This window comes from Flavobacterium mekongense (assembly GCF_047038255.1).
GTDB classification, from domain to species: domain Bacteria; phylum Bacteroidota; class Bacteroidia; order Flavobacteriales; family Flavobacteriaceae; genus Flavobacterium; species Flavobacterium mekongense.
In genome coordinates this window covers 2,269,644-2,295,781 of sequence record NZ_CP174374.1, presented here as the reverse complement: position 1 = coordinate 2,295,781, position 26,138 = coordinate 2,269,644, and the positions used below count along the sequence as shown (strand labels likewise).

Below are 26,138 nucleotides of genomic sequence, written 5' to 3'. Positions count from 1 at the left end.
ATGGGCGCTAAAACTATCGTTCAAAATTTTTATAAATCTGATGTACTCTTAGAGTCGGATAAAGTTAATGCCTTATTACATCCTGATGTGGTATTGGAATGGCATAGTACTAAAGGCTTTTTAAAGCTTGATAAAAATCAAATTATCGAATTGAGTCAGGAATTAAGCAAAGCTTATGTACGATCCAAAACCAGAATTTCTCACATACTTTCCGATGGTAATATGGTAACCGTCCGCTATTCTCATTATGTAAAAACCATTGAAAATCCAAGAGAAGAAATGCTATTGGCTCATTTTATGGTGATTTGGGAAGTAAAAGACGATAAATTGTACAGAGGCTATCAAATGAGTCAACTATAGTAATTTTACAAAAAACTGAATACTGAATACTGAACACTGAATACTATTTCATACTTTTGCAACACATAAAATAAACACAAAAAAACAAACACAAACATGAGCGTTTTAGTCAATAAAAATTCAAAAATAATTGTACAAGGTTTTACCGGTAGTGAAGGCACTTTTCACGCTTCTCAAATGATTGAATACGGAACCAATGTGGTTGGTGGCGTTACTCCGGGAAAAGGAGGTACTACGCATTTAGACCGTCCGGTTTTCAACACTGTTAAAGATGCAGTTGATCAGGCCGGAGCTGATACTTCAATCATTTTTGTACCACCTGCCTTTGCTGCTGATGCTATTATGGAAGCTGCCGATGCAGGTATCAAAGTTATCATTGCTATTACTGAAGGAATTCCGGTAGCAGATATGATTAAAGCGTACAACTTTGTAAAAGGAAAAGACTGTCGTTTGGTTGGTCCTAACTGTCCCGGTGTTATCACTCCTGAGGAAGCTAAAGTGGGAATTATGCCCGGATTTGTGTTTAAAAAAGGCAATGTAGGTATCGTATCTAAATCGGGGACTTTAACTTATGAAGCCGCCGACCAAGTAGTAAAACAAGGTATGGGAATTACCACCGCAATCGGTATTGGTGGAGATCCAATTATCGGAACGACTACCAAAGAAGCAGTTGAATTGTTGATGAACGATCCTGAAACGGAGTGTATCATCATGATTGGTGAAATCGGAGGTCAGTTAGAAGCTGATGCTGCCAGATGGATTAAAGCCGATGGAAACCGTAAGCCGGTAGTTGGTTTTATCGCCGGAGAAACTGCTCCTAAAGGCAGAACAATGGGACATGCCGGAGCTATTGTTGGTGGTTCAGATGATACAGCCGAAGCCAAAAAACGCATCATGAGAGAATGTGGTATCCACGTAGTTGATTCTCCTGCGGAAATTGGTAAAAAAGTAAAAGAAGTGATGGGATAATTGATTTCTCAATATATATTATAAAACAAAAGCCTCGATTTCTCGGGGCTTTTTTTGTGGTATTTAGGTAATAAAAATTAATTCGGAAACGGATTAGACCATTTCACATCAGTATAAACATTGGTTCCGGATAAAGTTCTGAGAAAGGCAATCACAGCATTCACTTCTTGCGCATTCAAATGCAATTGTTGTCCGAAACCATTCGGACGTAACTTAACATCTAAATTGGTATTGCCCGGCGCTAAATTAATGGTGCCGTAATGACCTATAGCAGCCTGCAATGTTGTTATCACTCCCGTATGCATCATCGGTCCGTTGGGCGTTCCGTCAGTTTTTACTAAATCACGTAACGATGGCGCACGCGTGTTAGTAATATCTATACCATTGCCATTTATAGTCCCAATGATTCCATTATTACCGCTTAACGGATTAATATCAAATTCAGGAGCAGCATGACAACCGGCACAGCCTAATCCACCTGAGGTTCGGTTTCCCGTAGCATCAAAAACAGGAGGCGAAAGAAAAAGATTTTTCCCCTGATTTTCTTGGGCAGTAAAATTCGGAAAAGGTTGCCCATCATTAGCTGCCTGCGCTCTGCCAATATCGTATTTACTGTCGAATGATTGTATACTTCTAATAAATTGCGCCAAAGCCAATTGGATTTTACTCTCTGTAATTTCTTCCGAACCGTAAACAAATTGAAATAACTCTTTGTAATAGCCAATATTGCTGAGTTTTACAATTAAATCATTGAAGCTTTGATCACCATTTGCTCCGCTAAATCCCATTTCTCCGTGATCTTTTATCGGCATGGTGGTTTGGGTTTCTAAATTTACTGCGCGTTCATCCCAAAAAAATCGGGTTTCATTGGCAAATCGTGTGTTAATCAATCGCATCGAATGTCTGCCTGTAGTACCATTAACGCCAGTACTGGCAATATTGGTGTCGCCAAAAGCATTGGCTTGTTGATGACAACTGGAGCATGAAATGGTATTGTTGGAAGACAAATTTTTATCATAAAATAATACTCTTCCTAAAGTGGCTCCTTTGTTAGTGATAAAATTATCGGCTGTATTGTCTTTAGTGATATAACCCGGAACACTTTGATTGGCATAGTTATATAAACTTTCAGGATTAATTGCACTGCCAAAAGTGGCTGTTATAGCAGCATAAGGATCGATTTCAACATAATCGGAACTGTCATCGCTGCCACAAGAATAGGAGAGCGCAACAAGGAATAGGTAGCTTATTTTTTTGTACATCATTTGGTTGGGTTGTATTTTATTAATAACTAAGGTTTATTTACTTACAATAATTTTAAAAGTTCTATCGTTTTTATCATCCGTTATTTTTATAAAGTAAACACCATTGTAAACTGTTGATAAATCGATGATACCAAGCGTGCTTCCTTGGAATATTTTTTGACTTTGTATTTGCTTTCCCAGTTCATCAATCACAATAACATTCAAATCTTTTTCCTGTATGTCTGTTTGAATTGCAATAAATTCTTGGGCTGGATTGGGATAAACTTTAATCTTTAGATTCGACAAGTTAAAATCGGCGTTCTCTAAAGTATACTGAGTAGTTGTTTCTGAAACTGAAGCAACGGTTGAGGCAGTTTTGTTTCCGTAAAAGGTTGGTCCGACGGCATAAGGATAAGCCGAATTATGATTGGCATCTACAGTGGTAAAGTAACAGTAAATTCCATTAGGATATTCGGGCGTTACACAAAAACGGCCATTGTGTTCATCCAAATAATCGGGAGCTGTGTGTACTACAAATTCATAGTCTTCTCTAAAATAACCCAGAGGATAAGTTGAATTTACGGGTGGACCATCGGTTACATTTGTTCCGTTGGTATAATGTGTTCTGACAGTAATATTTCTCAATTGATAACTCGATTTCATGCGCACTATGCCACCGGTTCCATCAGTATTAGCGTAGCCATAAGCGCCGTAAATTGGAAAACCGTCATAGGCAAAACCAATAAGTGGGGAATGTTCATTCGTATTGATAACATACAAACCATCCGATGGATAAGTGTCACAGATAGTAGAAAGTTGGATCAAATCAAGATTGAAAGCACTCGGATTTTGATGATGATGATAATTGCCCATCGCCGGATGCGCCTTAGCACAATCAAATCCGATACGCTCTGCATATACAGCATCTCTGTTCCAAACACCATCACCGGTACATCCCATTATTGGTCCACCGCAAACCTGACCGGTTGAATTTTTCCAAGAAACGCCATCTCGATAGTCAAATAAGGCAACACCGTTTTTAAACAATCCAATGTTTCCGCCGTTGGTATTGGTAGGCGTTCCTGTATTTTGAGTCGGGTTTAAAGGGAATCTGAAAATAGCACCATTCCTACTGGTAGCTAAAGAGGGATTACCATCTAAAAATGGTCCGGTAATATAGGCCGGAATGCCATTGGTAGTTACATACACCCAGTTGTTTGAATATTGTACCGTTTGCACATTGGCCAATACGGCATCTGTAATAGGTGTCGGATTACCTGATACATAATGACGACCGGTAATTCCCGTAGTATTTCGCAACCAAGACGTAATGATTGGATTGGTTTGTGAACATACTAGAGCGTTAATGAATAGTAAAGTGGATACAATGGCTTTTTTCATAATTGGTTTGGTTATTTAGACTTAGACGTCATATTGTTTTGATTCTTGCGGCTTTATAAAATTATTTTTTCGGGAAACCAAAACGGGGATTGAATAAAAAATCACGATCGGTTAATGTTTGCAAAAAAGCAACCAAATCCACTCGGTCTTTATCGTTCAGTTGCATGGGTTTTGACAAAGCCGGTGCCATATTAGGATTGTATTTCAAAGTGTTGTAATGCTTTATAACTTCCATTAAGGTTTTAAACCTGCCATCATGCATGTATGGGAAAGTGAATTGTATATTTCTAAGCGTCGGCACTTTAAAATGCAAAGAATCTTTTTTGTTGTTGGTAATTTTTATCCTGCCGTAATCATTCAAAGTATTGTCTATTGTCAGCCCATTGTTTTCAAAAGAGTTACTGCTGAAAAGTGGTTCAATATGACAAGTTGCACAATGGCGTTTGAACAAATCGTAACCGTGTTGCTCTTGCGAATTAAAAGCTGCTTTTCCTTGAATTACTTGATCATATTTTGAATTGCTTGATTGCAGCATGACCGTAAATTGCGCTAATGCTTTAAGTAGCCGTTGACTCGTGATTTTTTCATCTCCAAATGCTTTTCGAAATAATGACTTGTATTGTTGGTTCTGTTGCAATTTAACAATTACATTGGCCATTTTTTCATCCATCTCAGCGGGATTTTCAATCGGATTGATGGCTTGTACTTCTAAATTATTAACGCCACCATCCCAATGAAAATGCTTATTCCAGGCTAAATTGATTAAGGCAGGTGCATTTCTGTTACCGATTCTACTTTCGATACCATGACTCAATTCGTGGTCCACATGCGCAAAACCGGTTTGTTGTAAATGGCAACTCGAACATGAAATGGTGTTGTCGCGTGAAAGAATAGGATCGTAAAATAAGTTTCTTCCCAATTCAAAACCTTCTTCGGTTAATGGGTTGTTTTTAAAATTATAAATCGGTTTTGGCCAACCTGAAGGCACTTCAAGATAAATAGGAGTAGAGCTGTCCACTGAAAACGACACCATTCCCAAGCAAAATAAAAAAGCAACTAATAGGAATCCGGTTGTTTTCATTCGGCGAAAAACATTTTAGCGCTGATATCTGCCAATTCCATAGCCTTATTTCCGGGTGTCATGACAGCGTTGGTTTTGGATAAATTAGTTTCGGCAAAAAAAACAGCAAGGTCAATAACGATGTTTATACTATTATCTTGGCTTTTTACGTTGATTTCTTTTCTTCTTAAATTATAGTAAGGTTGCTGATAACCGCCTAAATGGAACTGAAATTGATTTTTTCTGGTTTGGCAACTGCTACTTTGTCCTTCTATTTTCAGATTGATATAACCGCTTTGCCAAGCCCAATACATGCCTTTTATTGGGTCTAAATCGCCGTCTAAAGCGCCTGAGGTATTGGTTACACTATCAATTCCTATGTTGAAACAAACTTTGGCAATTGTTTTTCTTTGATTCGGAAGAGCCAACTGCATACTATTTGGAATGGCATAATCGAGTAAATGAGGTTTGGTTTTAGGGATAAAGACAGTCTTGTCGGTGTATTGAATTTCAATTCCTGACAGGTAGCATTTGAAAGAACTGATTTGAATAGTATCGTTTTGAGCTGAAACATAAGACTTGTTGAATTCCAACGGAAACTGATCAAAATTGACTTTAAAATTTACCGCAATCGAATCATTCTTTTGAGACAACATTGGAAAGCTAATCAATAAAAACAATAGCGCATTACTCAATTTACTCATGACGAGGTCTCGGTGGTTTTGGACCAAACAACTTTGGCAAATCAACAATCAATCGGTCAAACGCTTTCAACTGTTCCGGTTTGCAAATGGATTTGATGTCTTGGAAATGTTTGTAATGTGTGGCTTCAACCTGTTGTTGCAAACTACTCAGGTTATCCATTATTCTTTGTTTACCGGATTTAAAATCGGGCTGGGTAGTGTCTTTTTGCAAGAAACTGTATAACAGGTATTTTTTGTGTCTGATTTCTTTGTCCAAATGATCAATTTCCTCACGATGAGATCGAATTAATACAGCATATTGTTCTTGTTGTTTGGCATCAAACCCCAGTCTTTCTATTATAATTTCTTTGGGAAGTTTTCGTTCTCCGGGCGGCATTCTGTCGGGTTTGGGACCATTTAAAACCAAAAAGCCTAAAGTAGCCAAATTGAGCAACAGTAATCCAATGACGGTGATGGTTAATAATTTTGTTCTTTCCATAAGTTTTAATACAACTGATTGTTATTGTTCACTATGCTTTCGATATAAATCTCCTTGGGATTGATATTTTGCTTGTACTGATTGATTAGTATAAAATTGGCCGTTACCAAAATAGTCACTGAAGCAGCAACCAACCAAACAATGCCTGTTTGCACGGTTGGTTGTTGGTTGATTTTTTGTTTAATTTTAAACAAGACATCATCATTCGGCGTTACGGCAGTCATTCCGTTAGTGCTGTTCAACACTTGCTGAATCCATTTTTCTTTTTCCATAATTCTTTTAGACGAATATTATTTTTTATTCTTGCGGTAGGTTGAAAATTTTTGTGATAATTTTTCCTGAAGCGAAACTTTAGCCCTAAAAATCAACGATTCAACAGCAGCAATGCTGAGTTCCATGATTTCGGCTATTTCAATATTGCTCAACCCATCGAGTTTGGACAACAAAAAAACTGTTTTTTGATTTTCGGTTAAAGTATTGATAACACCAAAGAGAATTTCGGCGTTTTCTTGATTCTCCAATTGTATTCCGGGGTGTTCAAAAGTAGTTGCATTAAAATAGTCTTTTTCATTTTCGCTCTTTTTCCCAAAAATATACAAGCGCTTTATGCTGTTCTTCTTTTTGATAAAATCCAAACAATTGTTGATGGTTATGCGATAAATCCATGTCTTATAAGACGATTTTTGATTGAAGTGCTGTAAGGAATGGTAAACTTTTACAAAAACGTCTTGTGTTACTTCTTCGGCATCTTCAATGTTTTGCAAGTAATGCAACGCCAAGTTGAATACCATAGATTTGTATTCATGATAAATGTTTTCAAAAATGACATTTTGTTGTGGCATTGGTTGGTTTAAGATTTCTTTAAGACTTGCATAAAGTTAAATGGTTTAAATGTAAAAGTATCTTTTTTCAACCTGTAAAATATTCCTATATTTGACCTTTCATTAAACATAGGAAGTTTACTATTGGAAGCAATAGTGCTAAATTATTTAATTTTTACACCATGAAATTATTAGAAGGAAAAGTAGCCATCATCACCGGTGCCAGTAGAGGAATCGGAAGCGGAATCGCCAAAGTTTTTGCCCAACACGGAGCTAATGTAGCTTTCACTTACAGTTCGTCTGCCGAAAGTGCCTTGGCTTTGGAAAACGAATTAACCGCTCTTGGCATCAAAGCCAAAGGTTATAAATCTAATGCTGCCGATTTTAACGAAGCCCAAAAATTAGTAGATGATGTAATGGCTGATTTTGGAAATGTTGATGTTTTAATCAACAATGCCGGTATCACCAAAGACAACCTTTTAATGCGTATGAGCGAGGAAGATTTTGATAAAGTAATCGAAATCAACTTGAAGTCGGTTTTCAATATGACCAAAGCCGTTCAAAAAATCATGCTGAAAAATCGTAAAGGTTCAATCGTAAACATGAGTTCTGTAGTAGGAGTGAAAGGCAATGCCGGTCAGGCCAACTACGCAGCTTCAAAAGCCGGTATGATTGGATTTACCAAATCGGTAGCTTTAGAATTAGGTTCGAGAAATATCCGTTGTAATGCTATTGCGCCGGGATTCATTGAAACAGAAATGACTGCCAAATTAAACGACGATGTTGTACAAGGTTGGAGAGATTCAATTCCGCTAAAACGCGGCGGAACTCCCGAAGATGTTGCCAATGCTTGTTTGTTTTTTGCGTCAGACATGAGCGCTTATGTTAGCGGACAAGTATTAAACGTTTGCGGAGGAATGCTTACTTAATTAGCCATTACGAATTATTAATTACGAATTAGAGATTCTAATCGAGACACTTAAATGACGACAAACACTGTTTTACTAATAGTACTTTCTTTAGGAATAGCGTTTGCTGTGTCATTTTACCAATATTTATATAAAGCCAAAAGCCGGTCGAAAGTGACTTTGCTTTTGGCTTTTTTGCGTTTCTTTTCGGTTTTTGCCTTATTGCTTTTGCTGATTAATCCGATTATATCGCGTAAAACTATAGAAACCGTCAAGACGCCATTGCCAATTGTTATTGATAATTCAGCTTCTATGGCCGATTTAAAGTCGGATAAGCAAGCCTTGGAATTGTTCGAAAAACTTAAAGACAATTCGGCTTTGAATGATAAGTTTGAGGTTCAAGCCTATCAATTCGACGAAGATTTTTTACCGGCGGATACTATAGATTTCAAAGGCAAACAATCCAATATAGATGTGGTAGCTAAAAATCTGAAAAACATTTACAAAAACCAAACTTTCCCAACTGTTTTAATTTCCGATGGTAACCAAACTTCCGGTGAGGATTATGTTTTTGGGTTCAATCCGGCCAACAAAGTTTTTCCTTTGGTAGTAGGCGATACTACAACGTATTTAGACCTGAAGGTAGCCCAACTCAATGTTAACAAATACGCCTTTCACAAGAACAAATATCCGGTGGAAGTGTTTCTCAATTACGCCGGAACTAAAAACCTGAATGCGACTTTTAAAATCATCCAAGGCAATACGGTTTTGAATGAACAAACCATTAGTTTTTCTCCAACCCAAAAATCGGCTTCTCTAAATGTTTTATTGCCGGCTGATAAAGTAGGATTGCAAATTTTAAAAGCCACCATTGCTTCCAAAGAACAGGAAAAAAACACCTACAACAACACTAAGAATTTTGCGGTTGAAGTAATAGATCAAAAGACCGAAATTGCGCTGATTGCCGATATGGTTCATCCCGATTTGGGCGCCATAAAACGCAGTATTGAATCTAATGCACAACGAAAAGTAACTATCATTAAACCTAATCAAGTCAATAGCTTAGAGAATTATAATGTTTTGATTTTATACCAACCAACTGTAGCTTTTAAATCGGTTTTTGAGAAAAATGCGAACGCTAAAATCAACACTTGGATTATTACCGGAAATGATACAGATTTTAATTTCCTGAATCAAAACCAGTCGCAATTTTCCTTTAAAATGAGTTCACAGAAAGAAGACTATTTGGCTTCATTTGAGACTCAATTCAATTTGTTTGCACTCGACAATATCGGTTTTGAACAATTTCCGCCTTTGGAAAATCCGTTTGGTACCATTACAGCCAATGGCAATACTAATGTATTATTATCTTCTGCTATTCGAAACATACCCACCAATCAACCTTTACTGGCTTTTAGCGAAGAACAAGGGAAACGTTCTGCCTATTTGTTTGGTGAAAATATTTGGAAATGGCGCGCCGATTACTATTTAAACAAAAAAAACTTTGTTGATTTCGATGTTTTCTTAGATAAAACCATACAGTTTTTGGCAACCAAAAACGACCGAAAATCGCTGGTAGTAAATCACGAACGTTTTTATAATTCTGGTGAAGCCATCGAAATTACAGCGCAGTATTTCAACAAAAATTATGAGTTGGATGAAAAAGCCCGTTTGACTATAGCCGTAACCAATACCAAAACCAAGCAGGTTAAGAATTACGATTTACTAAGAACGTCGAATGCTTTTCTGGTAAATTTGGACGGATTAGCAGCCGGAAACTATAAGTTTTCGGTGAAAGAATTGAATTCAAACGCTACCTATTCCGGTGGTTTTGAGGTGTTGGATTTCGATATAGAAAAACAATTTGTGAATCCCGATTGGAACAAGCTGAATCAATTGGCTACTCAAACCCAAGGAAAAGCTTATTTGGCCAACCAAGTTGAAGCTTTGGTAAAACAATTAACCGAAGACGAAAGCTACAAAGCTGTTCAAAAAACCATCACTAAAAAATCCCCTTTGATAGACTGGATTTGGTTGTTGATTTTACTGGCTACTGCTTTGGCCACCGAATGGTTCGTACGAAAATACAATGGTTTATTGTAATCGTTTCGCTTGCTTGCATTGCTTTTCCGCTATCAGTACAATAAGTATTCCGGCTATATAGGCCAAAATGTCTTCCCAAGAGAATGAAGTTCCGATGACCGTTTTAGCTACGGTATTATGCTGTAGTTTCAGTTTTTTAACCAAGGAACAATATTGCAAAATTTCTATAGTAAAAGCAAAAAGCAATACTCCTAAGGCCGTTTTGAAAACCGAGATTTTTACAAAAGATTTTACAAAACAGTAAATCAGAATTACCACTAAAAGATCTCCCAAATATGGACGGATAAATTTGTCTTTGACAAAAAGCGCTATAACAACCTCAATCAAAAACAAAATTGCTGTCAAACCGAAATAAGTTTTGTTGAAATGCAACATTAAGATTAGTGTGTTTTACGGGTAATGGAAAAAAATTTCAAGCGAAGATAATCATAAAACAAGGCTATTATCAATACTACTGAAGCAATGAGTAAGGTTTTAATTTTGAGATAACCATAAGCAAATCCACCCAAAACACAACCGGCAAAGAAAAATGAGATGATAGACAAACGAAGGTAAATGTTCGATTTTAATTTGGTTTGTTGTTCCGGTTTTTTGTAAAAGAACAATTGCGAAAGTTCGATGCCCAAGTCGGTAAACAAGCCGGTCAAATGAGTAGTTCTAACTGTAGATTGTGAAACTTTGGTAACCAAAGAATTTTGTATTCCCATAGCAAAAAGCAATAAAAAAGCTTCTGTTTTGCCATGCCATGCATAAATATCTGAGTTTCCGAAAAACAAAGCTACACCCACTAAAATCAGAATCTCCATAGCAATAGGAACCACGTGGGCCAATCTTGGACGCTTTTGTAAAACAATTTCCACTACAGTATTGGCCGTAAAAGCGCCCAGCAAAAAGCATAAGGTAAAGACTAAGAAAGTTATTGCAATGGCATAATCTTTCCGCATAATTTCTTCAGCAAAGTAGGCAAAATGTCCGGTTACATTGGTGGTAAGTGTTTTTAAAGCTAATACGCCGGTAATATTAACAATGCCTGCCACCAAAGACAATAAGGCCGCCAAACGCAAGTTGTGCATAAAAGTCCGTGCTTTTCCTTGGTGTCTAAACATACCTTAAAAGTAGCGAATATTAGCCTTAAAATCCCATGTCGGGCGTTTATTTTTTTGACATTTAAAAAACTTTGTAAAATCCGTCAAACAAACAGTAGGTCATACAGTTAATTCGGCTATATTTGGCAAAAATTAACTTAAATATGATAAAAAAAATACTCTTAGCATCCTTTTTGGTTTTCGGATTAGCCGCTTCGGCCCAATCCACCGACTTGGATCCGTTTGACATCAATTATTCTTATGTCAACCTTCCTTCCAAACCTATAGTGGATAAAAAAAATCGAACTTATTCTTTTGTGACCAATATCGATCGCAATTTGCAATACAATAAACCCAAGTATTTTATTGAAAACCAAGTCACCATTAACGGCTTTGAAAAGAAAGAAAAAAACGGTTATTTGAGCATTGAGGTAGTATTGCAAAATCCGGCCATTACCAAAAAAGAAATCACCAACCGTGTGAGTTCATCTAAAGACAAAAACGGAAGGGTAACCAATAAGTATTATTACACTGTAGTCTATTCGTATACACAAGACGGAAATGCTAAAGTAGTAAGTAGTGACGGTAAGGTTAGTAAAGTCATCAATTTTACCGCGCAACGCAGTGCTAAGAGCCAGGAATACGAGAACTATTCTCAGGCAGAGAGTTTTCAATACGGTATCCAAAATTTAATAAGAAACAATTTTACTACCGAAGTAGTCAATACTTTAAACAATGAGTTGAATGACGAATTCGGCTATCCGGTAAAAACAGGTGTGGATAAATTATGGATTTTGGCCAATAAAAAACATCCTGAGCAAATGGCAGAATACAATGCCTATTTGACCGTGAAAAATGCTTTCGACAAAATGAACTTTGCTGATCCAACTGCTGACATTGCCAACGAAGTAAAAGAGTCAATTGCTTATTTTGAATCGTTGCCTACCAAGTATAGTGAAGATGAAAAAGCACACCGAAAAATCAGATACAGTGCTTATTTCAACTTGGCTAAAATTTATTATTTGTTAGACAATCCGACTAAATCCAACGAATATTGCCAAAAATTAATTGCCAATGATTATGATAAATCAGATGGAGAAACAATGCTTAAAGCCAACAATGAATTGTTGACTCTTTTTAAAGCCAATCAACTTAACAATCGCCATTTTGCGGTGGAAACCAAGAACTTTATTTTTGAAGAAAAGCAGCCAGTATATTCCGGAAATACTTCAAGTGCGCCGGTAAGCAACGCACCATACAGTATTGAAACCGACCAAAATTATATCATGGCTTATATGTTAACCATTAAAAAAGATACTATAGCCGGTTATATGCACAAAAGCAGAGCAATGAATTTGAGTGATGCTGTAACGGTTACCGTAAAAGACTTTCAAGGAAAATTTTCAGAAAGAAATTTCAAAGCTAATGAGGTTTCTCGCTTGATTTTGAGCAATGGAGAAGAATACGCCACTGTTTCTTTCCGTGTGTCTGTTGACAATGGAGGAATGACTATGGCTGCTGCGAGTAAAAAGTTTGTCAAAGAAATGTTTGTTGGAAATAAAATTGGGGTTTACCAGTATTTTAACGGAGAAGTCATACTGAAAATGGCCAATGAGTCTGAAGGGAAATCCAATGCTTCAGCCGGCTGGATGTTAGGCGCCAAAAAAAGATTTGAAGAAATGGCCAAAGGTTGTCCTTCGCTACTCGAAAGGGTGGAGAAGAAGGAATTTAAAAACAATCTCGAAAGCATACTAACTTTTGCAGAAGCATTAGAAGCTTGCAAATAAGACAAAAAAAGTCTCTCAATCGAGAGACTTTTTTTGTCTTATTTATTGAGTTTTTTTGTTTTTAACAAATGAGAGGTAGTTTGATAATAGGCAATGGTTTCATTTAGTAATTCTGTATTGAGTTTTGCCATTGGTTGTTCTTTGTAATGGATTTCAAATTCTGATTTTAAACCGCTTTTCTTTTCCTGAATCAACCGATATTGCTTTACTTGTTTCACCGGAGAAATTACGGTTAGTACATTGTTTTTAATCAACCCTAAATCTTGATAGGTAGCTACAAAAGCCCTTGGATGATAATTAGGACCAAAAATATTCTGTCCGTAAAACTTACTGTCGTATGAAAAATGCAGCATTCCCATTATGGTTGGCATTAAGTCGATTTGTGACATTAATGTTGAAACATGTTTTGGAGTAACAAATCCGGGCGCATAAACTATAGCAGGAATACGGTATTTTTCTAATGGCAATTCGGTTTTTCCCGAACTTGAAGCACAATGATCAGCCACAATTACAAAAACAGTATTGCTAAACCAAGGTTGTTTTTGTGCCATAGCAAAGAATTGTTTCAAAGCATAATCGGTATATTTCACACCACCGCTTCTGGATTTAGACGTTCCTGGAATGTCGATTTTTCCTTCCGGATAAGTAAATGGTCTATGGTTACTAACCGTCATAATGTGGTTGAAAAAAGGCCGACTTTGTTTAGCCTCATTGTTCATTTCTTGTATAGCCTTGCGATACATATCTTCATCGCAAACGCCCCAAATGTTTTGAAAGGTTATCTCTTCAGGCTTGAATGATTTTTTGTCGATGATTTCATAACCATTGCCTCCAAAAAAATCTTCCATATTATCGAAAAAAGCATCTCCACCATAAAAATATTTAACCGCATAGCCTTTATTTTTGAAAACGAAGCTTGTAGAAAATTTATCTTTATTGTCTTTTCGCTTTACAACACTTTCGGCTGGACTTGGTGGCAAGCACAAAGTTACAGCTTCTAATCCTCTAACCGTTCTGTTGCCTACAGCGTAAAGATTTGTGAATTGCAAACTCTTTTCGGCTAAAGAATCTAAGAACGGAGTAATGTGCTTTTGGTTGCCATATTCCGTCATGAAGTCGCCACTCAAACTTTCCACTGTTATCAAAACTACATTTTTCTTTATTTCGTTGCTATCCGATTGAATTTTTCTCAAAGAATTATTACCCTTACTACCCTTGAATTCTCTGTTTAAAATAGCAAAAGCTTCATCCGATGGTAAGGTTTTATAATAAGTATCATAGTCTAATTCGCTATTTTCAAAAGCTACTGCAAATTTGTAAATACCATTGGCTTGCAATTCATTGGCGAATACATTGTTACTATTGGCTTCTTTTGCCAAATAAGGAATCCCCGGTAATGATACTATTACTAAAACAGCATATACACCTGAGCTTTTGAGTTTTTCATTTACTTCCGGTAGTTTGTCTAAAAAGGATTTGGTTTGTTTGATTATCCCATAAGTCAGGCCAATTGTAACGACACCAACGCCTAAAAATAAGGGTATAACAGGATAAGATTCCATGATGTTTCCAATGACAGTATTGGTATAAACCAAGTAATCTACTGCTATAAAATTGTAACGAACGCCAAACTCATTCCAAAAGAAAAACTCGCTAACGGCATTCTGTACCATTATTAAAACAAAGAGAAAAACGGTAAACGAGTACAAGGCTAATCGCAACTGTTTTCTGTATTGCGGTAAAAAAAGTAACAACCCGAAACAAATTGTTTTAATGGCTACGAATGCTATACCAATTTCGGGTAAAGAACCACCGTATTCATCTAAAACAGTATTAAAAAAGGATACATAGATAAGCAGCAAAACTAAGACTGCAAAAGTGATGTATCCGTTGGGTGTCCTATATTTTTTATCGGATAAAAACAAAAGGTAAAGCCACAGAAAGGCACTTCCGACAAAGAATATCATTGCATCAGATAAACTGCCTAAAGTATATATTTTCAGGATTTCCTGAGCATCAAAATCAGATTGCGTAATAGGATGGAAGAGTAAAACTGTTCTTAAAATTGCATTGATAGCAATAAACAATAAAAGGAGAATAATGAAAGGGGAATTCTTTTTAAATAATTTCATAAAATTAAAACTAATACATTCATAACAGATTCTGCCTGAAATACCCTATTAAGTATAAAATTAAGATTTCCTTAAGAAAAGTTTAGGCTGTTCAAAGGATTCACTAAAACAATAATTTTACAATAGCGTAGGGTTCAACAAATCTCAACTGTTTTAGAAGAAAATAACCACATGAAAAATTCCTTTTTAATTGCATTCTTATTTTTAACTTCTTTAGGTTTTGCTCAAAATTGGTCCACCAATATTGAAGAAGCCAAAGCCAAAGCTACGACTGAAAATAAAACCATTGTTTTGGTGTTTTCCGGTTCAGATTGGTGTGCTCCATGTATTAAATTAGATAAAAATGTTTGGCAATCGGAGGCATTTAAAACATTTGCAGCAGAAAAGCTGGTTTTAGTACGCGCTGATTTCCCTAAAAAGAAAGCCAATGTTTTGCCGGAAGCACTTCAAAATTCAAACAAAGCTTTGGCTGAAAAATACAACCAAGACGGTTATTTTCCTTTGGTTGTAGTGTTAAATGCCCAAGGAAAAGTAATCGCCAAGAAAGGTTACGAAAACCAGAATGCAACCCAATACGTAACTGAACTACAAGCCCTAATTAAATAATAAATGAAATCGATTCTTTGTTTAATTCTTTTTTTCATCGGCTTGTCGGGAACCGCTCAAATTATTCACAAGCGAAGTTTGAGTTTGTTAGGCAGCCCGTTTGAGATTACGGTTGTAGCCAACGATTCTATCGAAGCTAACCAGTTTGAGGATTTGGCGGTGGAAGAAGTAAAACGAATTGAAAATTTAATATCCGACTGGATTCCGACTACACCCTTATCGGAAATCAATAAAAATGCCGGAATCAAACCGGTTAAAGTGCCTCAAGAACTCATAGATTTGATAGAGCGATCCATTAAAATTTCCAAACTAACCGACGGTGCTTTCGACATCAGTTATGCTTCAATGGATAGAATTTGGAAATTTGATGGTAGTATGAAAGCAATGCCATCACCGGAGGCTATTAAAAATTCGGTAGCCAAAGTTGGTTATCAAAACATCATTATTGATAAAGAACAACAAACTGTTTTTCTGAAATTAGCAGGAATGAAGTTAGGCATGGGTGGTATCGGACAAGGTTATATAGCCGATAAAATTAAAGCACTCTTACTCACTAAAGGTTGTACTGCAGGTTTGGTAAACGTTTCAGGAGACATTAGCACTTGGGGAAAACAACCCAATGGTAAACCATGGAAAGTTGGGATAAAAAACCCAATGAACAAAAACAAAATTTTTGCGACCTTTCCCTTAGAAGATACTGCTGTTGAAACCTCAGGGAGTTATGAAAAATATGTTACCTTCAACGGTAAAAGATATTCTCATATTATTGATACACGTACGGGCTATCCGGCAACAGGTTTAATAAGTGTGAGCATTTTTGCCAAAACAACAGAACTGGCCGATGCCTTAGCGACAGGTGTTTTTGTATTAGGCAAAGAAGTCGGGATGGATTTAGTCAACCAATTACCCGGCATAGGTTGTATCATGGTTGACGAAGAAGGAAAAGTGACTACCTCCAAAAATATTGACATTAAAAATTATCAAAATGAATAAAGTTCTAAGCCTAATGGCTATACTGTTAGTTTTTTCTTCTTGCACTGCTGTGAAAGAATACGAGAAGGAATACATCAACGATCCCGAAATGAAATTATCTGCCAAAACTGCCGAGCGCTATGAAGTAACTTTCCAAGTGTATCGTGAAGCAGCAGCCGGTGCCAACGGTGGAAAAACCGGTGGTGGCTGCGGATGTAATTAATATTTAGAATGAAAAAGTACCTATTTATATTCGCCTTACTCAGTGGTTTCCAATCTTTTTCCCAAGACAAAGATTCAACCGCTACCTTTAAAAAGAGGGTTTTAGAAGCCACTGAAGTGGATTTTTTAATAAGCTATTACAAACAGGATGGTGTCCATTCCGCTGTATCAGGCGGTATGGGCTCGGAAAAATTAACCGATTTAGCCTCTAATATTGTAGTGAGTATGCCTATGAGCGCCGATGCCATATTAACGGTTGATGCCGGACTTTCAGCTTATACTTCCGCCTCTTCCAGTAACATTAATCCATTCAATAGCAGTGGTGCTTCAGGTGGCGATGACGACGATGATAGGGCAGGAACAGATCCTTACGGAACGCCTTGGTTGGCTTCTTCCGGAGCTTCAGCACAAGATGCCTTAGCCAGCGTAGTAATAAATTACAGTCACAGTTCCGATGATCGAAATTTTATATGGAATGCCGATGTGGCTTTTTCTAACGAATACGATTATACCTCTATAGGTTTTGGTGGCGGTATTGCTAAATTATTCAATCAGAAGAATACCGAATTGAGCTTAAAAGCTAACGTTTATTTAGACCAATGGCGTCCAATTTTGCCAACAGAATTACACGAGTATGACAAATACGGCAGTTCATTCCTAAATAACGGATACTTTAGTGGTGTAACAGTTTATGACCAAAATGGTTTGGCTTCCAATGCCTATTTGCCCTCTCAGTTTAAAGACATTCAATCGGTTAACAGGAACTCTTATTCTTTGTCTTTTTCGTTCTCTCAAATTTTAACCAAGAAATTACAACTGTCTTTATTTTTCGATGTTTTACAACAGGAAGGATTATTGTCTACGCCTTATCACCGAATCTATTTTGCAGACAAGGCCAACTACTACATAGGTCAAACACAATACATACCTGTTTATGAAACCGCTGAAAATGTTGGTGTGTATAGATTGGCTGACGATATTGAACGTTTGCCGAAATCGCGTTTCAAATTGCCAATAGGAGTGAGGTTGAATTACTACATCAATGAAACCTTCAAGTTGCGCACTTATTACCGTTACTATACCGATAATTGGGGCATTTCCGCTCACACGGCTAATATAGAAGTGCCTATCAAGTTGAATGATAACTTTACGGTTTATCCGATGTATCGTTATTACACGCAAACAGAATCTAAATATTTTGCTCCTTTTGAAACCCATGTTTCAACTGAAAAATATTATACCTCTGATTACGATTTATCTACTTTTAATTCTAATCAGTACGGACTTGGAGCTACTTATGCAGATATTTTTACCAAAGCCCATATTTGGAAATTCGGACTCAAAAATATTGATTTCCGCTATAACCATTATGACCGTAGTGATACGCTAAGTGCCGATATTGTCTCGTTGGCCTTTAAGTTTGTAATGGATAAATAAAGAATAACGGCATATTAAAAAAGCAATCCTTTTGGGTTGCTTTTTTACTTTCTAAGAATCTTTTCTAAGGCTTTTCCTTTGGCTAATTCGTCAACCAATTTGTCAAGATAACGTATTTTTTGCATTAAAGGATCTTCTATTTCTTCCACACGATAACCACAAATAACCCCTGTGATTTTCGATACATTAGGATTCATTTTCGGTGCTAAAGCAAAGAAATCTGCAAAGCTGGTTTTGTTGGTAAGGTGTTTGTTCAAGGTTTCAGCATCATAGCCTGTTAGCCAAAAAATTACCATTTCTAATTCTTGTTGGTTGCGCCCTTTCGACTCCACTTTTTTGATGTAATGCGGATATACACTGGCCAAAGGCATGGCGAATATTTTTTCGTTTTTCATTTTAATTTTCCGGTTTGAAATGGATTACATATTTCTCATTACAGCTAAAAACACCAATAGTTCCGTAAAACTAATCAAATTAAATTTCACTTAAAAACCCTAAAGCATTTGAAGGCTTAAACTGAAAAAGTAGTAACTTAGCTTGAGTTAACACTGTAGTTTATGAAACACCTTTTAATTGTTGAAGACGAAGAAGGCATTGTTCAGTTTTTAAAGCAAGGATTGGAAGAAGAAGGCTATCAAGTAACCGCCGCAACCAACGGTAAAGCCGGTTTAGAAGCTTTTACCAATGGTAAGTTCGATTTGTTATTGCTCGACTGGATGTTACCTAAAATGACCGGTTTAGAATTGTGCAAAGCCATCAGACAAACCAATACTAAAGTGCCTATATTGTTTTTAACAGCCAAAGATACGGTTCAAGAAACCGTAGAAGGTTTAAAAGCCGGTGCCAATGATTACATTAAAAAACCTTTTAGTTTTGATGAATTGGTGGAACGAATTAAAGTCCAATTAAGAGACCGACCGGAAGAAGAAATTCTGCAATTAGGTCCGATAGAAATTAATCTGCAAAAACACCAAGTCACCGTCAATAAAAAAGAAGTTTCGTTTACCCAAAAAGAGTTCGACTTGTTGCATTATTTAGTGAAGAACAAAGGTAAAGTGTGTTCGAGAACCCAAATTATTCAAGATGTTTGGGACATTCATTTTGAATACGATACCGGTGTGATTGATGTGTTTATGAATGCCATCCGAAAAAAACTCAATCTAAAAGTAGAAGAAGATTTTATCAAAACCATACGTGGCGTAGGTTATATTGCCAACGATGAATCTTAATTATGCAACAACTTTCGTTTAAAAACAGAATAGCTTCCAACTATATTATCACTACAGCTTTATTGATTTTTGTGGTGTTTTTTGCTATTTATTCTATTGTAAAATTCAGCATTTACATTAGGGTAAACAACGAAATCAAAACCGAAGTCGCAGAACACTTGCAAGAAATTGAAGTTATAGAAAACTGTGTTCTCTTGATAGAGGAAGAAGAGTGGAAGCTCAGTCAGTTTAATAAGGTAGAAGTCAGTCCTGCTTTCATTCAGTTTGTTGATGAATTGGGAACTATGGTAGAAAAATCGCCCAATTTAAAACAAAAGCAATTGGTATTTAAACCTGATGCTCCGGTAAATGAATTATTCGATACCAAATTGGAAAACATATCCGTTCGCCAAATTCAAGTCCCGCTGTACCAAGGGACCAAAATTATCGGTTACTTGATAGTAGCCATGTCTTTGGAAGATTCGGTTATGGTATTGAACAACTTGTTTAAAATTATGTTATTGGCTTATCCTCTGATCTTGTTGGTATTGTTCCTTATAGCCCGATTTATAGCCGGTAACAGTATCAAACCCATCAGTGCCATTATAGAGACATCGAATATTATTACCAAGGACAACTTAAAATCGAGGATTCCGCTTCCACAAAATCGTGATGAGTTGTTTATTCTATCCAAAACCATCAATAATTTATTGGATAGGGTGGAAAATGCTATAGAAAGAGAAAAACAATTCACTTCGGATGCTTCTCATGAATTGCGCACTCCTTTGGCTGTTATTAAAGGAACATTAGAAGTTTTGATTCGTAAACCACGTGATCCTGAAGAATATAAAGAAAAAATTACTTTTTGCGTAAGTGAAGTCAATCGCCTGAATCATTTGGTAGACGAATTGCTTTTATTGGCTCGTTTTGAGAACCAAAGGCAAACCTTAAAGCTCGAAAGCGTTTCATTAAATGCCGTATTTTTAGATGTCATTTCCAGAAATTCAACGATAATTACAGAAAAAAAATTAAAGTGTCAAGCGCATTTTACCAAGGATTATTATGTTACTACCGATGCTTACTTGCTCGGAATTATTGTCAACAATATACTAACTAATGCCGTTAAGTATTCCAAACCAAACGATACTATTGTCTTCGAAATTTTGGAAACAGACTCAGGAACTTTATGTTCAATAGCTGATAACGGAATTGGAATTGCGCAAGAAGATTTGCAAAAAATATTTGATCAGTTCTATCGCTCTAAATCGAACCAACATCCCGAAATAAAAGGTACCGGATTGGGATTGTCAATCGTAAAAAGATTATCTTTATTACTTCAAATTGAATTGCAAATTGAAAGCGAAGAACACAAAGGCACTAAAGTGATTTTAAAATTTCCTAACTAAAACCAATATCATATGAACGAAGCACACTTACACATGGTAGTGAATCATTTTCCTATCATCGGAACCATTCTGGGAGCCGGAATAATACTCGCCGGAATTTTTTTAAAAAACAACACAATCAAAAACGTAGCTTATGTACTTTTTGTAGTAGCTGCAGTTTTTGCTGCCGCTAGTATGGCTACCGGCGAAGGTGCCGAAGAAATGGTTGAGGATATGCCAACTGTTGGACACGACATCATTCACGAACACGAAGAAATAGCCGAAAAATTAGCCTTGGCACTTTATGTTTTAGGAGCTGTTTCGCTTTTTGGCTTGTATGCCAATATCAAAAAACACAGCCAGTCTAAAATGGCCGCTATAGTAACTTTGGTCATCAGCATAGTAGCAATTTATTTTGCGCAACTCACCGGAACAACCGGAGGAGAAATTCGCCATACTGAAATCAGAACTAATGGCACCGGTTCGGAAGCAGCACCAAATACGGCTTCGGAGACCGAAAGTGAACACGAAGAATAATAGAGCGTTAAAAAAAACCGATAGAAAGCTATCGGTTTTTTTATATCAAATTAGAAACCAATTCACTATTAAGTATTGGTTTCATAAGGGCAATAGGCTATATTTACAAATTATAAGACAATCTCAAGTCTTCAAGCTCAATTATAAAGAATATGGCAAAAAAGACCTATGCTCGTCACAATTTTCATTCTCATACTTTCTGTATCTGGAAAGAAGTGCCGTTTGCCGCCATAAGTGAGTTAAAAGTTAATTATACCAGTCAGTCCGGTAGTCAGTATATTTTTACTGAAAACGGTTTGTTTCGCATTTCCAATCATTGGGGAAGAGTTGCCAACTGTCATTGGCGACTGATTCCGTTATCTGACTTTAAAAGCCAGCATACCACAGTAGCTTATGCCAATTGGTCCGATTTTTATTCCAACGACGATACTTCCAAATTGTTTTACATTAAAGTAGATTGGGCAACCAAAGAAGTTAATTTTTATCACAAGCACTCTGCCGACCCCAGCGAGAAAGTAATTTTAAGAAACGCCAAAGAAATAGCCAAAACCATTCGAACCATTAAAGAAGTATTTGCTCAAGAGGATTGGGCCAAGTATTTACAATACGATGACTTGGAAACACTAAGAGAAAAAGTGGTGGCAGAGTTGGTTTATACTTCAAAAACATTTTTAGAAATAAAAAAAGCTTATCTGACCTAAGCATTTATTTCTATCAGTTGCAACTGGCTTTTAAGACGCTCAATCAACATATTCATCATTCGTTTGTTCAAGTTGGAGGAATTCTGAATATATTCTGCATATTCATCTAAAGTAAAAAAGGCGATAACCATTCCTTTGAGCGAATTTCTGAATTTGATATCTCTCTGAATTACATTCTCAATGTAAGCCATCTTTTTTTCGGGTGTTAACGAAAAAAACACACTCTTTTGCTTGATGGCATAATTGATAAAAACCTGAATAAACAAATCATTTTGTAACTTCAAAATAGGGCGAAGGGTTCTGTTTTGAAAAATCTCCTCCAGAGAAGATTGGTTACTGATAGTGCCTAATGTTTCTCCTCTTAATTCAAGAACGTTGTGATCTCTGGGTTCCATAGATTATAGCTTAAAGGTTAATGGCTTTTACCAATATTGATAAATCAGGAAGTAGAACATACATCATGTATCAATACTTTAAAGTTATAAAAAAACCTCTGCGGTTAAACAGAGGTTTTTTTATAGTTATTAATAATCTAATGTTAATTATTCAATTTGAATACAACCTTGCGAACTAAGCGTTTAGCGTATTCAGAGTTTTTATCCACTGAGCTGTCAATTCCGGCTCCTTTAGCAGAAAGTCTGGCAGGGTCAATTCCGGCTTTAATCAAGATGGCTTTAACATTCTCTGCTCTGGTAGCTGCCAACTTTTCATTTTTAGCAGTATTTCCAACTTCATCAGCATATCCTGAAATCTCAACAGTAGCATTAGGGTTGTTTCTTAAATAATTCAAGATGAAACCAATATTATCTGAAGAGGCAGGTGTTGGCATAGAAACAGATTTGTCAAAGTAAGCCGCAATATAACCGTCATTAATCAATTGCTCAATCATGCCTTTAGACAATACGGTATTGTTGTTGTTGGTGATAGAGCTGTCGATGTATTTCTCCAACTCATCAGGTACACCATTAGTGTTTTTGTCAACCATTCTACCTTTAGTATCAACAGCTACACCGGCAATAGAATTGTTTTCTGCATCAAGATAATCAGGAACACCGTCTTTATCAGTATCGTTCATTAATGTTTCTATCTCACCGATACGGCCATTCAACTCTTTCAATTCTTTATCTTTCTTATCTTCTATGATAGCCCAGTCACCATGGATTTTTTCGCTACCGAATGAGTAGGAGATACCCAACGAAGTTACTACCATTTGACCGGCTAAGTTATTAGAGTTATCAGAGTAAGAACCGTCCCAATTGAAATGCTGTCTGTAATTGTTGGCTACACTAAAATCTCCAAAAACCGCGAAATGATCGGTAATTCTGAATTGAGGAGAAAAGCCAAGAATCAAACCACCATTGTATTCAGTTAAATTATAGTTTTGATCATTCGGCAAAACATTTTTAGTTTTAGAAGTCATTCTCGATAATTGAAGACCTCCGTGCAATAATAAACCAAAACGTCCTGCAGACTCTTGCAAGTTAAATAATCTGATGGCATTTATAACACCTTGAAATCCAAAACGGTATTGAACCATTTTAAAATCTAAACTTCCGCTTCCGGACTGATTGTTAAACTCTTCATAGTTCAAGTCGGCTCTCACTCCAAATGTCGGACTAATCATGTAACGACCTGCGATACCAAAACTGTTAGCTTGTATTCTTCCGAAGAACTTTTCAGGGTTACTCGAAAAATAGCCGTCTTTGTATGGTCTAACTCCTTTACCTTGACCCACAGAAACTTCAATGGACCATTTGTTGTAGCTGTCACCAATAACACCAGTAGTGTCAACAGCAACCTGAGCACCGGCAGTATAGATAGATAATAATGCAAGTAATGATAGTAGGCCTTTTTTCATATTTGAAATATTTATATACAAAATAAATGTTAAAACTATGCAAATATAGACGTTTACAATTAATAATCAACTTTTTTGGCTATTAAAACAGTAACGAAATAAGGCTAAAACGTGATATTTAATAAGAAAACGATTTCGGTTAAGATTATATTAAATCGATAGTACTAGCGGAATTATGGCGTAAATTTGTCCAACAATTGTAAAAATATGAGATTTCATACCAGAAAATGGGTAAAACCGGAAGATTTGAACCCTAACAGTACTTTATTCGGCGGCAGATTGTTAGCATGGATTGATGAGGAGTTGGCTTTGTATTCCATTATTCAATTAGAAAACCCAAAGATTGTAACCAAACACATGTCGGAAATCAATTTCAGAAGCTCTGCCAAACAAGGTGATATTGTAGAAATTGGTATAGATGTGGTGAAATTCGGCAAAACCTCCTTAACCTTGACTTGTCAAGTACGAAACATGATGACAAGAGAAATCATCATTACTATCGACACCATTACTATGGTAAGTTTAGGGACTGATGGAAAACCAAAAGCGCACGGTAAAACGCAAATCGAATATGTGAAAGACCGATTGGAATAAATTAGTTCACAAAATCGATTTTTCCTGAAGGCATTTCGTAAATCTCCAAATCGAAATAGGTGATAGAGGCAAAAATATGGTCGAAAATATCGGCCATGATGTACTCATAATTCTCAAACCTTTTATCGTTTGAAAACGTATAAATTTCCAAAGGAATCCCTTGTGGCGTAGGTTGTAATTGGCGACAAAGTAAAATCATGTCTTTGTTCAATCCGGGATACTGACTCAAATACTGTGTAATGTATTTTCGGAATAATCCGAAGTTGGTCATATTACGACCGTTTATCAACAAACTTTTGTCAATATCGTGACTGGCATTGAACTTATTAATCTCCGACTGTCGCGTATCTATGTATTTGGTAATTAACTGAATTCGTTTTAATTCCTCCAACTCACTTTCCTTTAAAAAACGAATACTTTGGGCTTTGATTAAAATATGTCTTTTGATTCTTCTCCCTTTGGAGTCTAACATACCGCGCCAGTTTCTGAAAGAATCCGAGATTAAGCTGTAAGTCGGAATTGTAGTAGTAGTATTGTCGAAATTTCGCACTTTGACAGTGGCCAAATTAATCTCGATTACATCACCATCGGCACCAAATTTATCAAAAGTAATCCAATCGCCAATTCGGACCATATCGTTTAGAGATACCTGAACACTTGCCACAAAACCCAAAATAGTATCCCGGAAAATCAAAATAATAATGGCCGAAACCGCTCCGAAAGTCCCCAACATGGCATTGGTGCTGATGTCAAATATTTTGGACACAATTACAATAAACCCGAAAATCCACAACACTATCATTATGACTTGTATGTAGCTGTCGATAGGCTTATCGCTGAAAGAAGGGTTGGTTTTTAGATGATCTCGAAAAGCGTGCAAAATCGTTTTGATAATCCACAAACTCAAAAGCACTATGTATATCGCGATGAGTTTACCAAATATATCTTCCCAATACACAAAGTTTTTCAATATGATAGGCATCGATTTATAAACAAAAAGCAGCGGAATCAAATGCGAGATATACTTGGCTGTTTTATTGGAAACCAACAAATCATCAAACCTGGTTTTGGTTCTTCGGGCAGTAATAATTAAGGCTCTAACCAAAACATACCTAAAGATGGTAAAGATAAAATAAGCTAAAACGGTGAGCACTACAATATTGATAACCAAGCTTAAATAAGCCGATAAAGTTTCTCCAAAGTCCCATTTTTGAAACATCGGATAACTCCAACCAAATATTTTCTCTACTATTTTATGCATTCTTCACATATTTTTTTTCAATATAAAAGGTCGCGAAAGGTAATAAAGAAGCCAATTGCACTATGAAAAAATCTCTCAAACTCCATTTTTGTTCATCGCGAATAAGTATGGCTAACAACGCATACCCCATAAATAATAAACCATGTGCCATACCAACCGGAAACAATAAAGTTTTATACAAAGTCAAATCGTTAGGTTTGATAACCAGCATATTAAAAAATAAAACCAAATAGGAAACGCCTTCAGCAACGGCAACGAACTTGAATAATTTTGTCATGATTTATAGCAATTTGCCACAAAATTAA

29 protein-coding genes are annotated in these 26,138 nt (G+C 36.4%); 14 read left to right on the top strand and 15 right to left on the bottom strand.

Annotated features, from left to right (window positions below; genetic code table 11):
* Complete coding sequence (locus ACJG85_RS09875) at positions 1–360, top strand: nuclear transport factor 2 family protein (RefSeq protein ID WP_412463947.1); 360 nt, start codon at positions 1–3, stop codon at positions 358–360.
* Positions 361–456: 96 nt separating this feature from the next.
* Positions 457–1,329, top strand: a complete 873-nt coding sequence (gene sucD, locus ACJG85_RS09870; protein WP_409680083.1) for a succinate--CoA ligase subunit alpha — start codon at positions 457–459, stop codon at positions 1,327–1,329.
* A gap of 77 nt (positions 1,330–1,406) precedes the next feature.
* On the opposite strand, the gene ACJG85_RS09865 is transcribed toward sucD, so the two are convergent.
* The 7 genes from ACJG85_RS09865 to ACJG85_RS09835 form a co-directional block, all read right to left on the bottom strand.
* Positions 1,407–2,594, bottom strand: coding sequence for a cytochrome-c peroxidase (locus tag ACJG85_RS09865; protein WP_409680086.1), 1,188 nt, complete (start codon positions 2,592–2,594; stop codon positions 1,407–1,409).
* A 33-nt stretch (positions 2,595–2,627) separates the two neighbouring features.
* A complete protein-coding gene (locus tag ACJG85_RS09860; protein ID WP_412476315.1) occupies positions 2,628–3,974 on the bottom strand; it encodes a YHYH protein in 1,347 nt (448 codons plus the stop codon).
* A gap of 61 nt (positions 3,975–4,035) precedes the next feature.
* Positions 4,036–5,055, bottom strand: a complete 1,020-nt coding sequence (locus ACJG85_RS09855) for a cytochrome-c peroxidase (protein ID WP_412476314.1) — start codon at positions 5,053–5,055, stop codon at positions 4,036–4,038.
* The gene (locus ACJG85_RS09850; RefSeq protein ID WP_412476313.1) at positions 5,052–5,738 is read right to left on the bottom strand and encodes an MbnP family protein; all 687 of its coding nucleotides are present in this window, start codon (positions 5,736–5,738) and stop codon (positions 5,052–5,054) included. Before ACJG85_RS09850 ends, ACJG85_RS09855 begins: the two co-directional genes overlap by 4 nt.
* Entirely contained in the window at positions 5,731–6,216 is a 486-nt protein-coding gene (locus ACJG85_RS09845; protein ID WP_412463943.1) for a hypothetical protein, read from the bottom strand. Before ACJG85_RS09845 ends, ACJG85_RS09850 begins: the two co-directional genes overlap by 8 nt.
* Positions 6,217–6,221: 5 nt before the next feature.
* The gene (locus ACJG85_RS09840) at positions 6,222–6,488 is read right to left on the bottom strand and encodes a hypothetical protein (protein WP_412476312.1); all 267 of its coding nucleotides are present in this window, start codon (positions 6,486–6,488) and stop codon (positions 6,222–6,224) included.
* 18 nt (positions 6,489–6,506) lie between these two features.
* Entirely contained in the window at positions 6,507–7,058 is a 552-nt protein-coding gene (locus ACJG85_RS09835; RefSeq protein WP_409680103.1) for an RNA polymerase sigma factor, read from the bottom strand.
* A gap of 161 nt (positions 7,059–7,219) precedes the next feature.
* On the opposite strand from ACJG85_RS09835, the gene fabG reads away from it, so the two are divergent.
* Together fabG and ACJG85_RS09825 are read left to right on the top strand one after the other, a co-directional pair.
* Positions 7,220–7,966 (top strand): 3-oxoacyl-[acyl-carrier-protein] reductase, encoded by a 747-nt coding sequence (gene fabG, locus ACJG85_RS09830; protein ID WP_171223289.1) that lies wholly within the window; start codon positions 7,220–7,222, stop codon positions 7,964–7,966.
* A gap of 54 nt (positions 7,967–8,020) precedes the next feature.
* Positions 8,021–10,048 (top strand): hypothetical protein, encoded by a 2,028-nt coding sequence (locus ACJG85_RS09825; protein WP_412476311.1) that lies wholly within the window; start codon positions 8,021–8,023, stop codon positions 10,046–10,048.
* Here the strand turns inward: ACJG85_RS09825 and ACJG85_RS09820 are convergent.
* Both ACJG85_RS09820 and ACJG85_RS09815 read right to left on the bottom strand, forming a co-directional pair.
* Positions 10,040–10,423 (bottom strand): DUF2809 domain-containing protein, encoded by a 384-nt coding sequence (locus tag ACJG85_RS09820; protein WP_412476310.1) that lies wholly within the window; start codon positions 10,421–10,423, stop codon positions 10,040–10,042. The genes ACJG85_RS09825 and ACJG85_RS09820 overlap by 9 nt on opposite strands.
* A gap of 5 nt (positions 10,424–10,428) precedes the next feature.
* Complete coding sequence (locus ACJG85_RS09815; protein WP_412476309.1) at positions 10,429–11,154, bottom strand: YoaK family protein; 726 nt, start codon at positions 11,152–11,154, stop codon at positions 10,429–10,431.
* Positions 11,155–11,297: 143 nt separating this feature from the next.
* On the opposite strand from ACJG85_RS09815, the gene ACJG85_RS09810 reads away from it, so the two are divergent.
* A complete protein-coding gene (locus ACJG85_RS09810; RefSeq protein ID WP_412463939.1) occupies positions 11,298–12,920 on the top strand; it encodes a hypothetical protein in 1,623 nt (540 codons plus the stop codon).
* A 38-nt stretch (positions 12,921–12,958) separates the two neighbouring features.
* Here the strand turns inward: ACJG85_RS09810 and ACJG85_RS09805 are convergent, their stop codons facing one another.
* Positions 12,959–15,052, bottom strand: coding sequence for an LTA synthase family protein (locus tag ACJG85_RS09805; RefSeq protein ID WP_412476308.1), 2,094 nt, complete (start codon positions 15,050–15,052; stop codon positions 12,959–12,961).
* Between the two features lie 171 nt (positions 15,053–15,223).
* Between ACJG85_RS09805 and ACJG85_RS09800 the strand changes: the two genes are divergently transcribed.
* From ACJG85_RS09800 to ACJG85_RS09785, 4 genes are read left to right on the top strand one after another with little or no spacing between them, the layout of a single operon-like run.
* A complete protein-coding gene (locus ACJG85_RS09800) occupies positions 15,224–15,658 on the top strand; it encodes a thioredoxin family protein (RefSeq protein WP_409680123.1) in 435 nt (144 codons plus the stop codon).
* Between the two features lie 3 nt (positions 15,659–15,661).
* Positions 15,662–16,651: an FAD:protein FMN transferase gene (locus ACJG85_RS09795; protein ID WP_412476307.1), complete on the top strand. Its 990-nt coding sequence runs from the start codon at positions 15,662–15,664 to the stop codon at positions 16,649–16,651.
* Entirely contained in the window at positions 16,644–16,853 is a 210-nt protein-coding gene (locus ACJG85_RS09790) for a DUF4266 domain-containing protein (protein ID WP_412463936.1), read from the top strand. Before ACJG85_RS09795 ends, ACJG85_RS09790 begins: the two co-directional genes overlap by 8 nt.
* Positions 16,854–16,861: 8 nt before the next feature.
* Entirely contained in the window at positions 16,862–18,289 is a 1,428-nt protein-coding gene (locus tag ACJG85_RS09785) for a DUF3570 domain-containing protein (RefSeq protein WP_412476306.1), read from the top strand.
* A gap of 44 nt (positions 18,290–18,333) precedes the next feature.
* Here ACJG85_RS09785 and ACJG85_RS09780 read toward each other — a convergent pair whose 3' ends face one another.
* Entirely contained in the window at positions 18,334–18,684 is a 351-nt protein-coding gene (locus ACJG85_RS09780) for a DUF2200 domain-containing protein (protein ID WP_409680135.1), read from the bottom strand.
* A gap of 162 nt (positions 18,685–18,846) precedes the next feature.
* Here ACJG85_RS09780 and ACJG85_RS09775 point away from each other — a divergent pair, with 162 nt between their 5' ends.
* The 4 genes from ACJG85_RS09775 (at position 18,847) to ACJG85_RS09760 (ending at position 22,120) form a co-directional block, all read left to right on the top strand.
* Complete coding sequence (locus tag ACJG85_RS09775; protein ID WP_412476305.1) at positions 18,847–19,518, top strand: response regulator transcription factor; 672 nt, start codon at positions 18,847–18,849, stop codon at positions 19,516–19,518.
* A gap of 2 nt (positions 19,519–19,520) precedes the next feature.
* On the top strand, positions 19,521–20,903 hold the full coding sequence (locus ACJG85_RS09770) for a sensor histidine kinase (RefSeq protein ID WP_409680141.1): 1,383 nt from the start codon (positions 19,521–19,523) through the stop codon (positions 20,901–20,903).
* 12 nt (positions 20,904–20,915) lie between these two features.
* Positions 20,916–21,419: a hypothetical protein gene (locus ACJG85_RS09765; RefSeq protein WP_412476304.1), complete on the top strand. Its 504-nt coding sequence runs from the start codon at positions 20,916–20,918 to the stop codon at positions 21,417–21,419.
* A 152-nt stretch (positions 21,420–21,571) separates the two neighbouring features.
* Positions 21,572–22,120, top strand: a complete 549-nt coding sequence (locus ACJG85_RS09760) for a hypothetical protein (RefSeq protein WP_412476303.1) — start codon at positions 21,572–21,574, stop codon at positions 22,118–22,120.
* On the opposite strand, the gene ACJG85_RS09755 is transcribed toward ACJG85_RS09760, so the two are convergent.
* Both ACJG85_RS09755 and ACJG85_RS09750 read right to left on the bottom strand, forming a co-directional pair.
* Positions 22,117–22,515 (bottom strand): glyoxalase, encoded by a 399-nt coding sequence (locus tag ACJG85_RS09755; RefSeq protein WP_409680149.1) that lies wholly within the window; start codon positions 22,513–22,515, stop codon positions 22,117–22,119. The two genes, ACJG85_RS09760 and ACJG85_RS09755, sit on opposite strands and share 4 nt — an antisense overlap.
* Positions 22,516–22,658: 143 nt before the next feature.
* A complete protein-coding gene (locus ACJG85_RS09750; RefSeq protein ID WP_409680152.1) occupies positions 22,659–23,978 on the bottom strand; it encodes an OmpA family protein in 1,320 nt (439 codons plus the stop codon).
* 207 nt (positions 23,979–24,185) lie between these two features.
* On the opposite strand from ACJG85_RS09750, the gene ACJG85_RS09745 reads away from it, so the two are divergent.
* Entirely contained in the window at positions 24,186–24,572 is a 387-nt protein-coding gene (locus tag ACJG85_RS09745) for an acyl-CoA thioesterase (RefSeq protein ID WP_409680155.1), read from the top strand.
* 1 nt (position 24,573) lies between these two features.
* Here the strand turns inward: ACJG85_RS09745 and ACJG85_RS09740 are convergent, their stop codons facing one another.
* Together ACJG85_RS09740 and ACJG85_RS09735 are read right to left on the bottom strand one after the other, a co-directional pair.
* Positions 24,574–25,833: a mechanosensitive ion channel family protein gene (locus ACJG85_RS09740; RefSeq protein WP_412476302.1), complete on the bottom strand. Its 1,260-nt coding sequence runs from the start codon at positions 25,831–25,833 to the stop codon at positions 24,574–24,576.
* The gene (locus ACJG85_RS09735) at positions 25,826–26,110 is read right to left on the bottom strand and encodes a DUF3817 domain-containing protein (protein WP_412476301.1); all 285 of its coding nucleotides are present in this window, start codon (positions 26,108–26,110) and stop codon (positions 25,826–25,828) included. Before ACJG85_RS09735 ends, ACJG85_RS09740 begins: the two co-directional genes overlap by 8 nt.
* Between the last annotated feature and the right edge of the window lie 28 nt (positions 26,111–26,138).

Coding starts and splice junctions, on each gene's coding strand:
- ACJG85_RS09875 (WP_412463947.1), top strand. CDS start 1: ATGGGCGCTAAAACTATCGTTCAAAATTTTTATAAATCTGATGTACTC.
- sucD (WP_409680083.1), top strand. CDS start 457: ATGAGCGTTTTAGTCAATAAAAATTCAAAAATAATTGTACAAGGTTTT.
- ACJG85_RS09865 (WP_409680086.1), bottom strand. CDS start 2,594: ATGATGTACAAAAAAATAAGCTACCTATTCCTTGTTGCGCTCTCCTAT.
- ACJG85_RS09860 (WP_412476315.1), bottom strand. CDS start 3,974: ATGAAAAAAGCCATTGTATCCACTTTACTATTCATTAACGCTCTAGTA.
- ACJG85_RS09855 (WP_412476314.1), bottom strand. CDS start 5,055: ATGAAAACAACCGGATTCCTATTAGTTGCTTTTTTATTTTGCTTGGGA.
- ACJG85_RS09850 (WP_412476313.1), bottom strand. CDS start 5,738: ATGAGTAAATTGAGTAATGCGCTATTGTTTTTATTGATTAGCTTTCCA.
- ACJG85_RS09845 (WP_412463943.1), bottom strand. CDS start 6,216: ATGGAAAGAACAAAATTATTAACCATCACCGTCATTGGATTACTGTTG.
- ACJG85_RS09840 (WP_412476312.1), bottom strand. CDS start 6,488: ATGGAAAAAGAAAAATGGATTCAGCAAGTGTTGAACAGCACTAACGGA.
- ACJG85_RS09835 (WP_409680103.1), bottom strand. CDS start 7,058: ATGCCACAACAAAATGTCATTTTTGAAAACATTTATCATGAATACAAA.
- fabG (WP_171223289.1), top strand. CDS start 7,220: ATGAAATTATTAGAAGGAAAAGTAGCCATCATCACCGGTGCCAGTAGA.
- ACJG85_RS09825 (WP_412476311.1), top strand. CDS start 8,021: ATGACGACAAACACTGTTTTACTAATAGTACTTTCTTTAGGAATAGCG.
- ACJG85_RS09820 (WP_412476310.1), bottom strand. CDS start 10,423: ATGTTGCATTTCAACAAAACTTATTTCGGTTTGACAGCAATTTTGTTT.
- ACJG85_RS09815 (WP_412476309.1), bottom strand. CDS start 11,154: ATGTTTAGACACCAAGGAAAAGCACGGACTTTTATGCACAACTTGCGT.
- ACJG85_RS09810 (WP_412463939.1), top strand. CDS start 11,298: ATGATAAAAAAAATACTCTTAGCATCCTTTTTGGTTTTCGGATTAGCC.
- ACJG85_RS09805 (WP_412476308.1), bottom strand. CDS start 15,052: ATGAAATTATTTAAAAAGAATTCCCCTTTCATTATTCTCCTTTTATTG.
- ACJG85_RS09800 (WP_409680123.1), top strand. CDS start 15,224: ATGAAAAATTCCTTTTTAATTGCATTCTTATTTTTAACTTCTTTAGGT.
- ACJG85_RS09795 (WP_412476307.1), top strand. CDS start 15,662: ATGAAATCGATTCTTTGTTTAATTCTTTTTTTCATCGGCTTGTCGGGA.
- ACJG85_RS09790 (WP_412463936.1), top strand. CDS start 16,644: ATGAATAAAGTTCTAAGCCTAATGGCTATACTGTTAGTTTTTTCTTCT.
- ACJG85_RS09785 (WP_412476306.1), top strand. CDS start 16,862: ATGAAAAAGTACCTATTTATATTCGCCTTACTCAGTGGTTTCCAATCT.
- ACJG85_RS09780 (WP_409680135.1), bottom strand. CDS start 18,684: ATGAAAAACGAAAAAATATTCGCCATGCCTTTGGCCAGTGTATATCCG.
- ACJG85_RS09775 (WP_412476305.1), top strand. CDS start 18,847: ATGAAACACCTTTTAATTGTTGAAGACGAAGAAGGCATTGTTCAGTTT.
- ACJG85_RS09770 (WP_409680141.1), top strand. CDS start 19,521: ATGCAACAACTTTCGTTTAAAAACAGAATAGCTTCCAACTATATTATC.
- ACJG85_RS09765 (WP_412476304.1), top strand. CDS start 20,916: ATGAACGAAGCACACTTACACATGGTAGTGAATCATTTTCCTATCATC.
- ACJG85_RS09760 (WP_412476303.1), top strand. CDS start 21,572: ATGGCAAAAAAGACCTATGCTCGTCACAATTTTCATTCTCATACTTTC.
- ACJG85_RS09755 (WP_409680149.1), bottom strand. CDS start 22,515: ATGGAACCCAGAGATCACAACGTTCTTGAATTAAGAGGAGAAACATTA.
- ACJG85_RS09750 (WP_409680152.1), bottom strand. CDS start 23,978: ATGAAAAAAGGCCTACTATCATTACTTGCATTATTATCTATCTATACT.
- ACJG85_RS09745 (WP_409680155.1), top strand. CDS start 24,186: ATGAGATTTCATACCAGAAAATGGGTAAAACCGGAAGATTTGAACCCT.
- ACJG85_RS09740 (WP_412476302.1), bottom strand. CDS start 25,833: ATGCATAAAATAGTAGAGAAAATATTTGGTTGGAGTTATCCGATGTTT.
- ACJG85_RS09735 (WP_412476301.1), bottom strand. CDS start 26,110: ATGACAAAATTATTCAAGTTCGTTGCCGTTGCTGAAGGCGTTTCCTAT.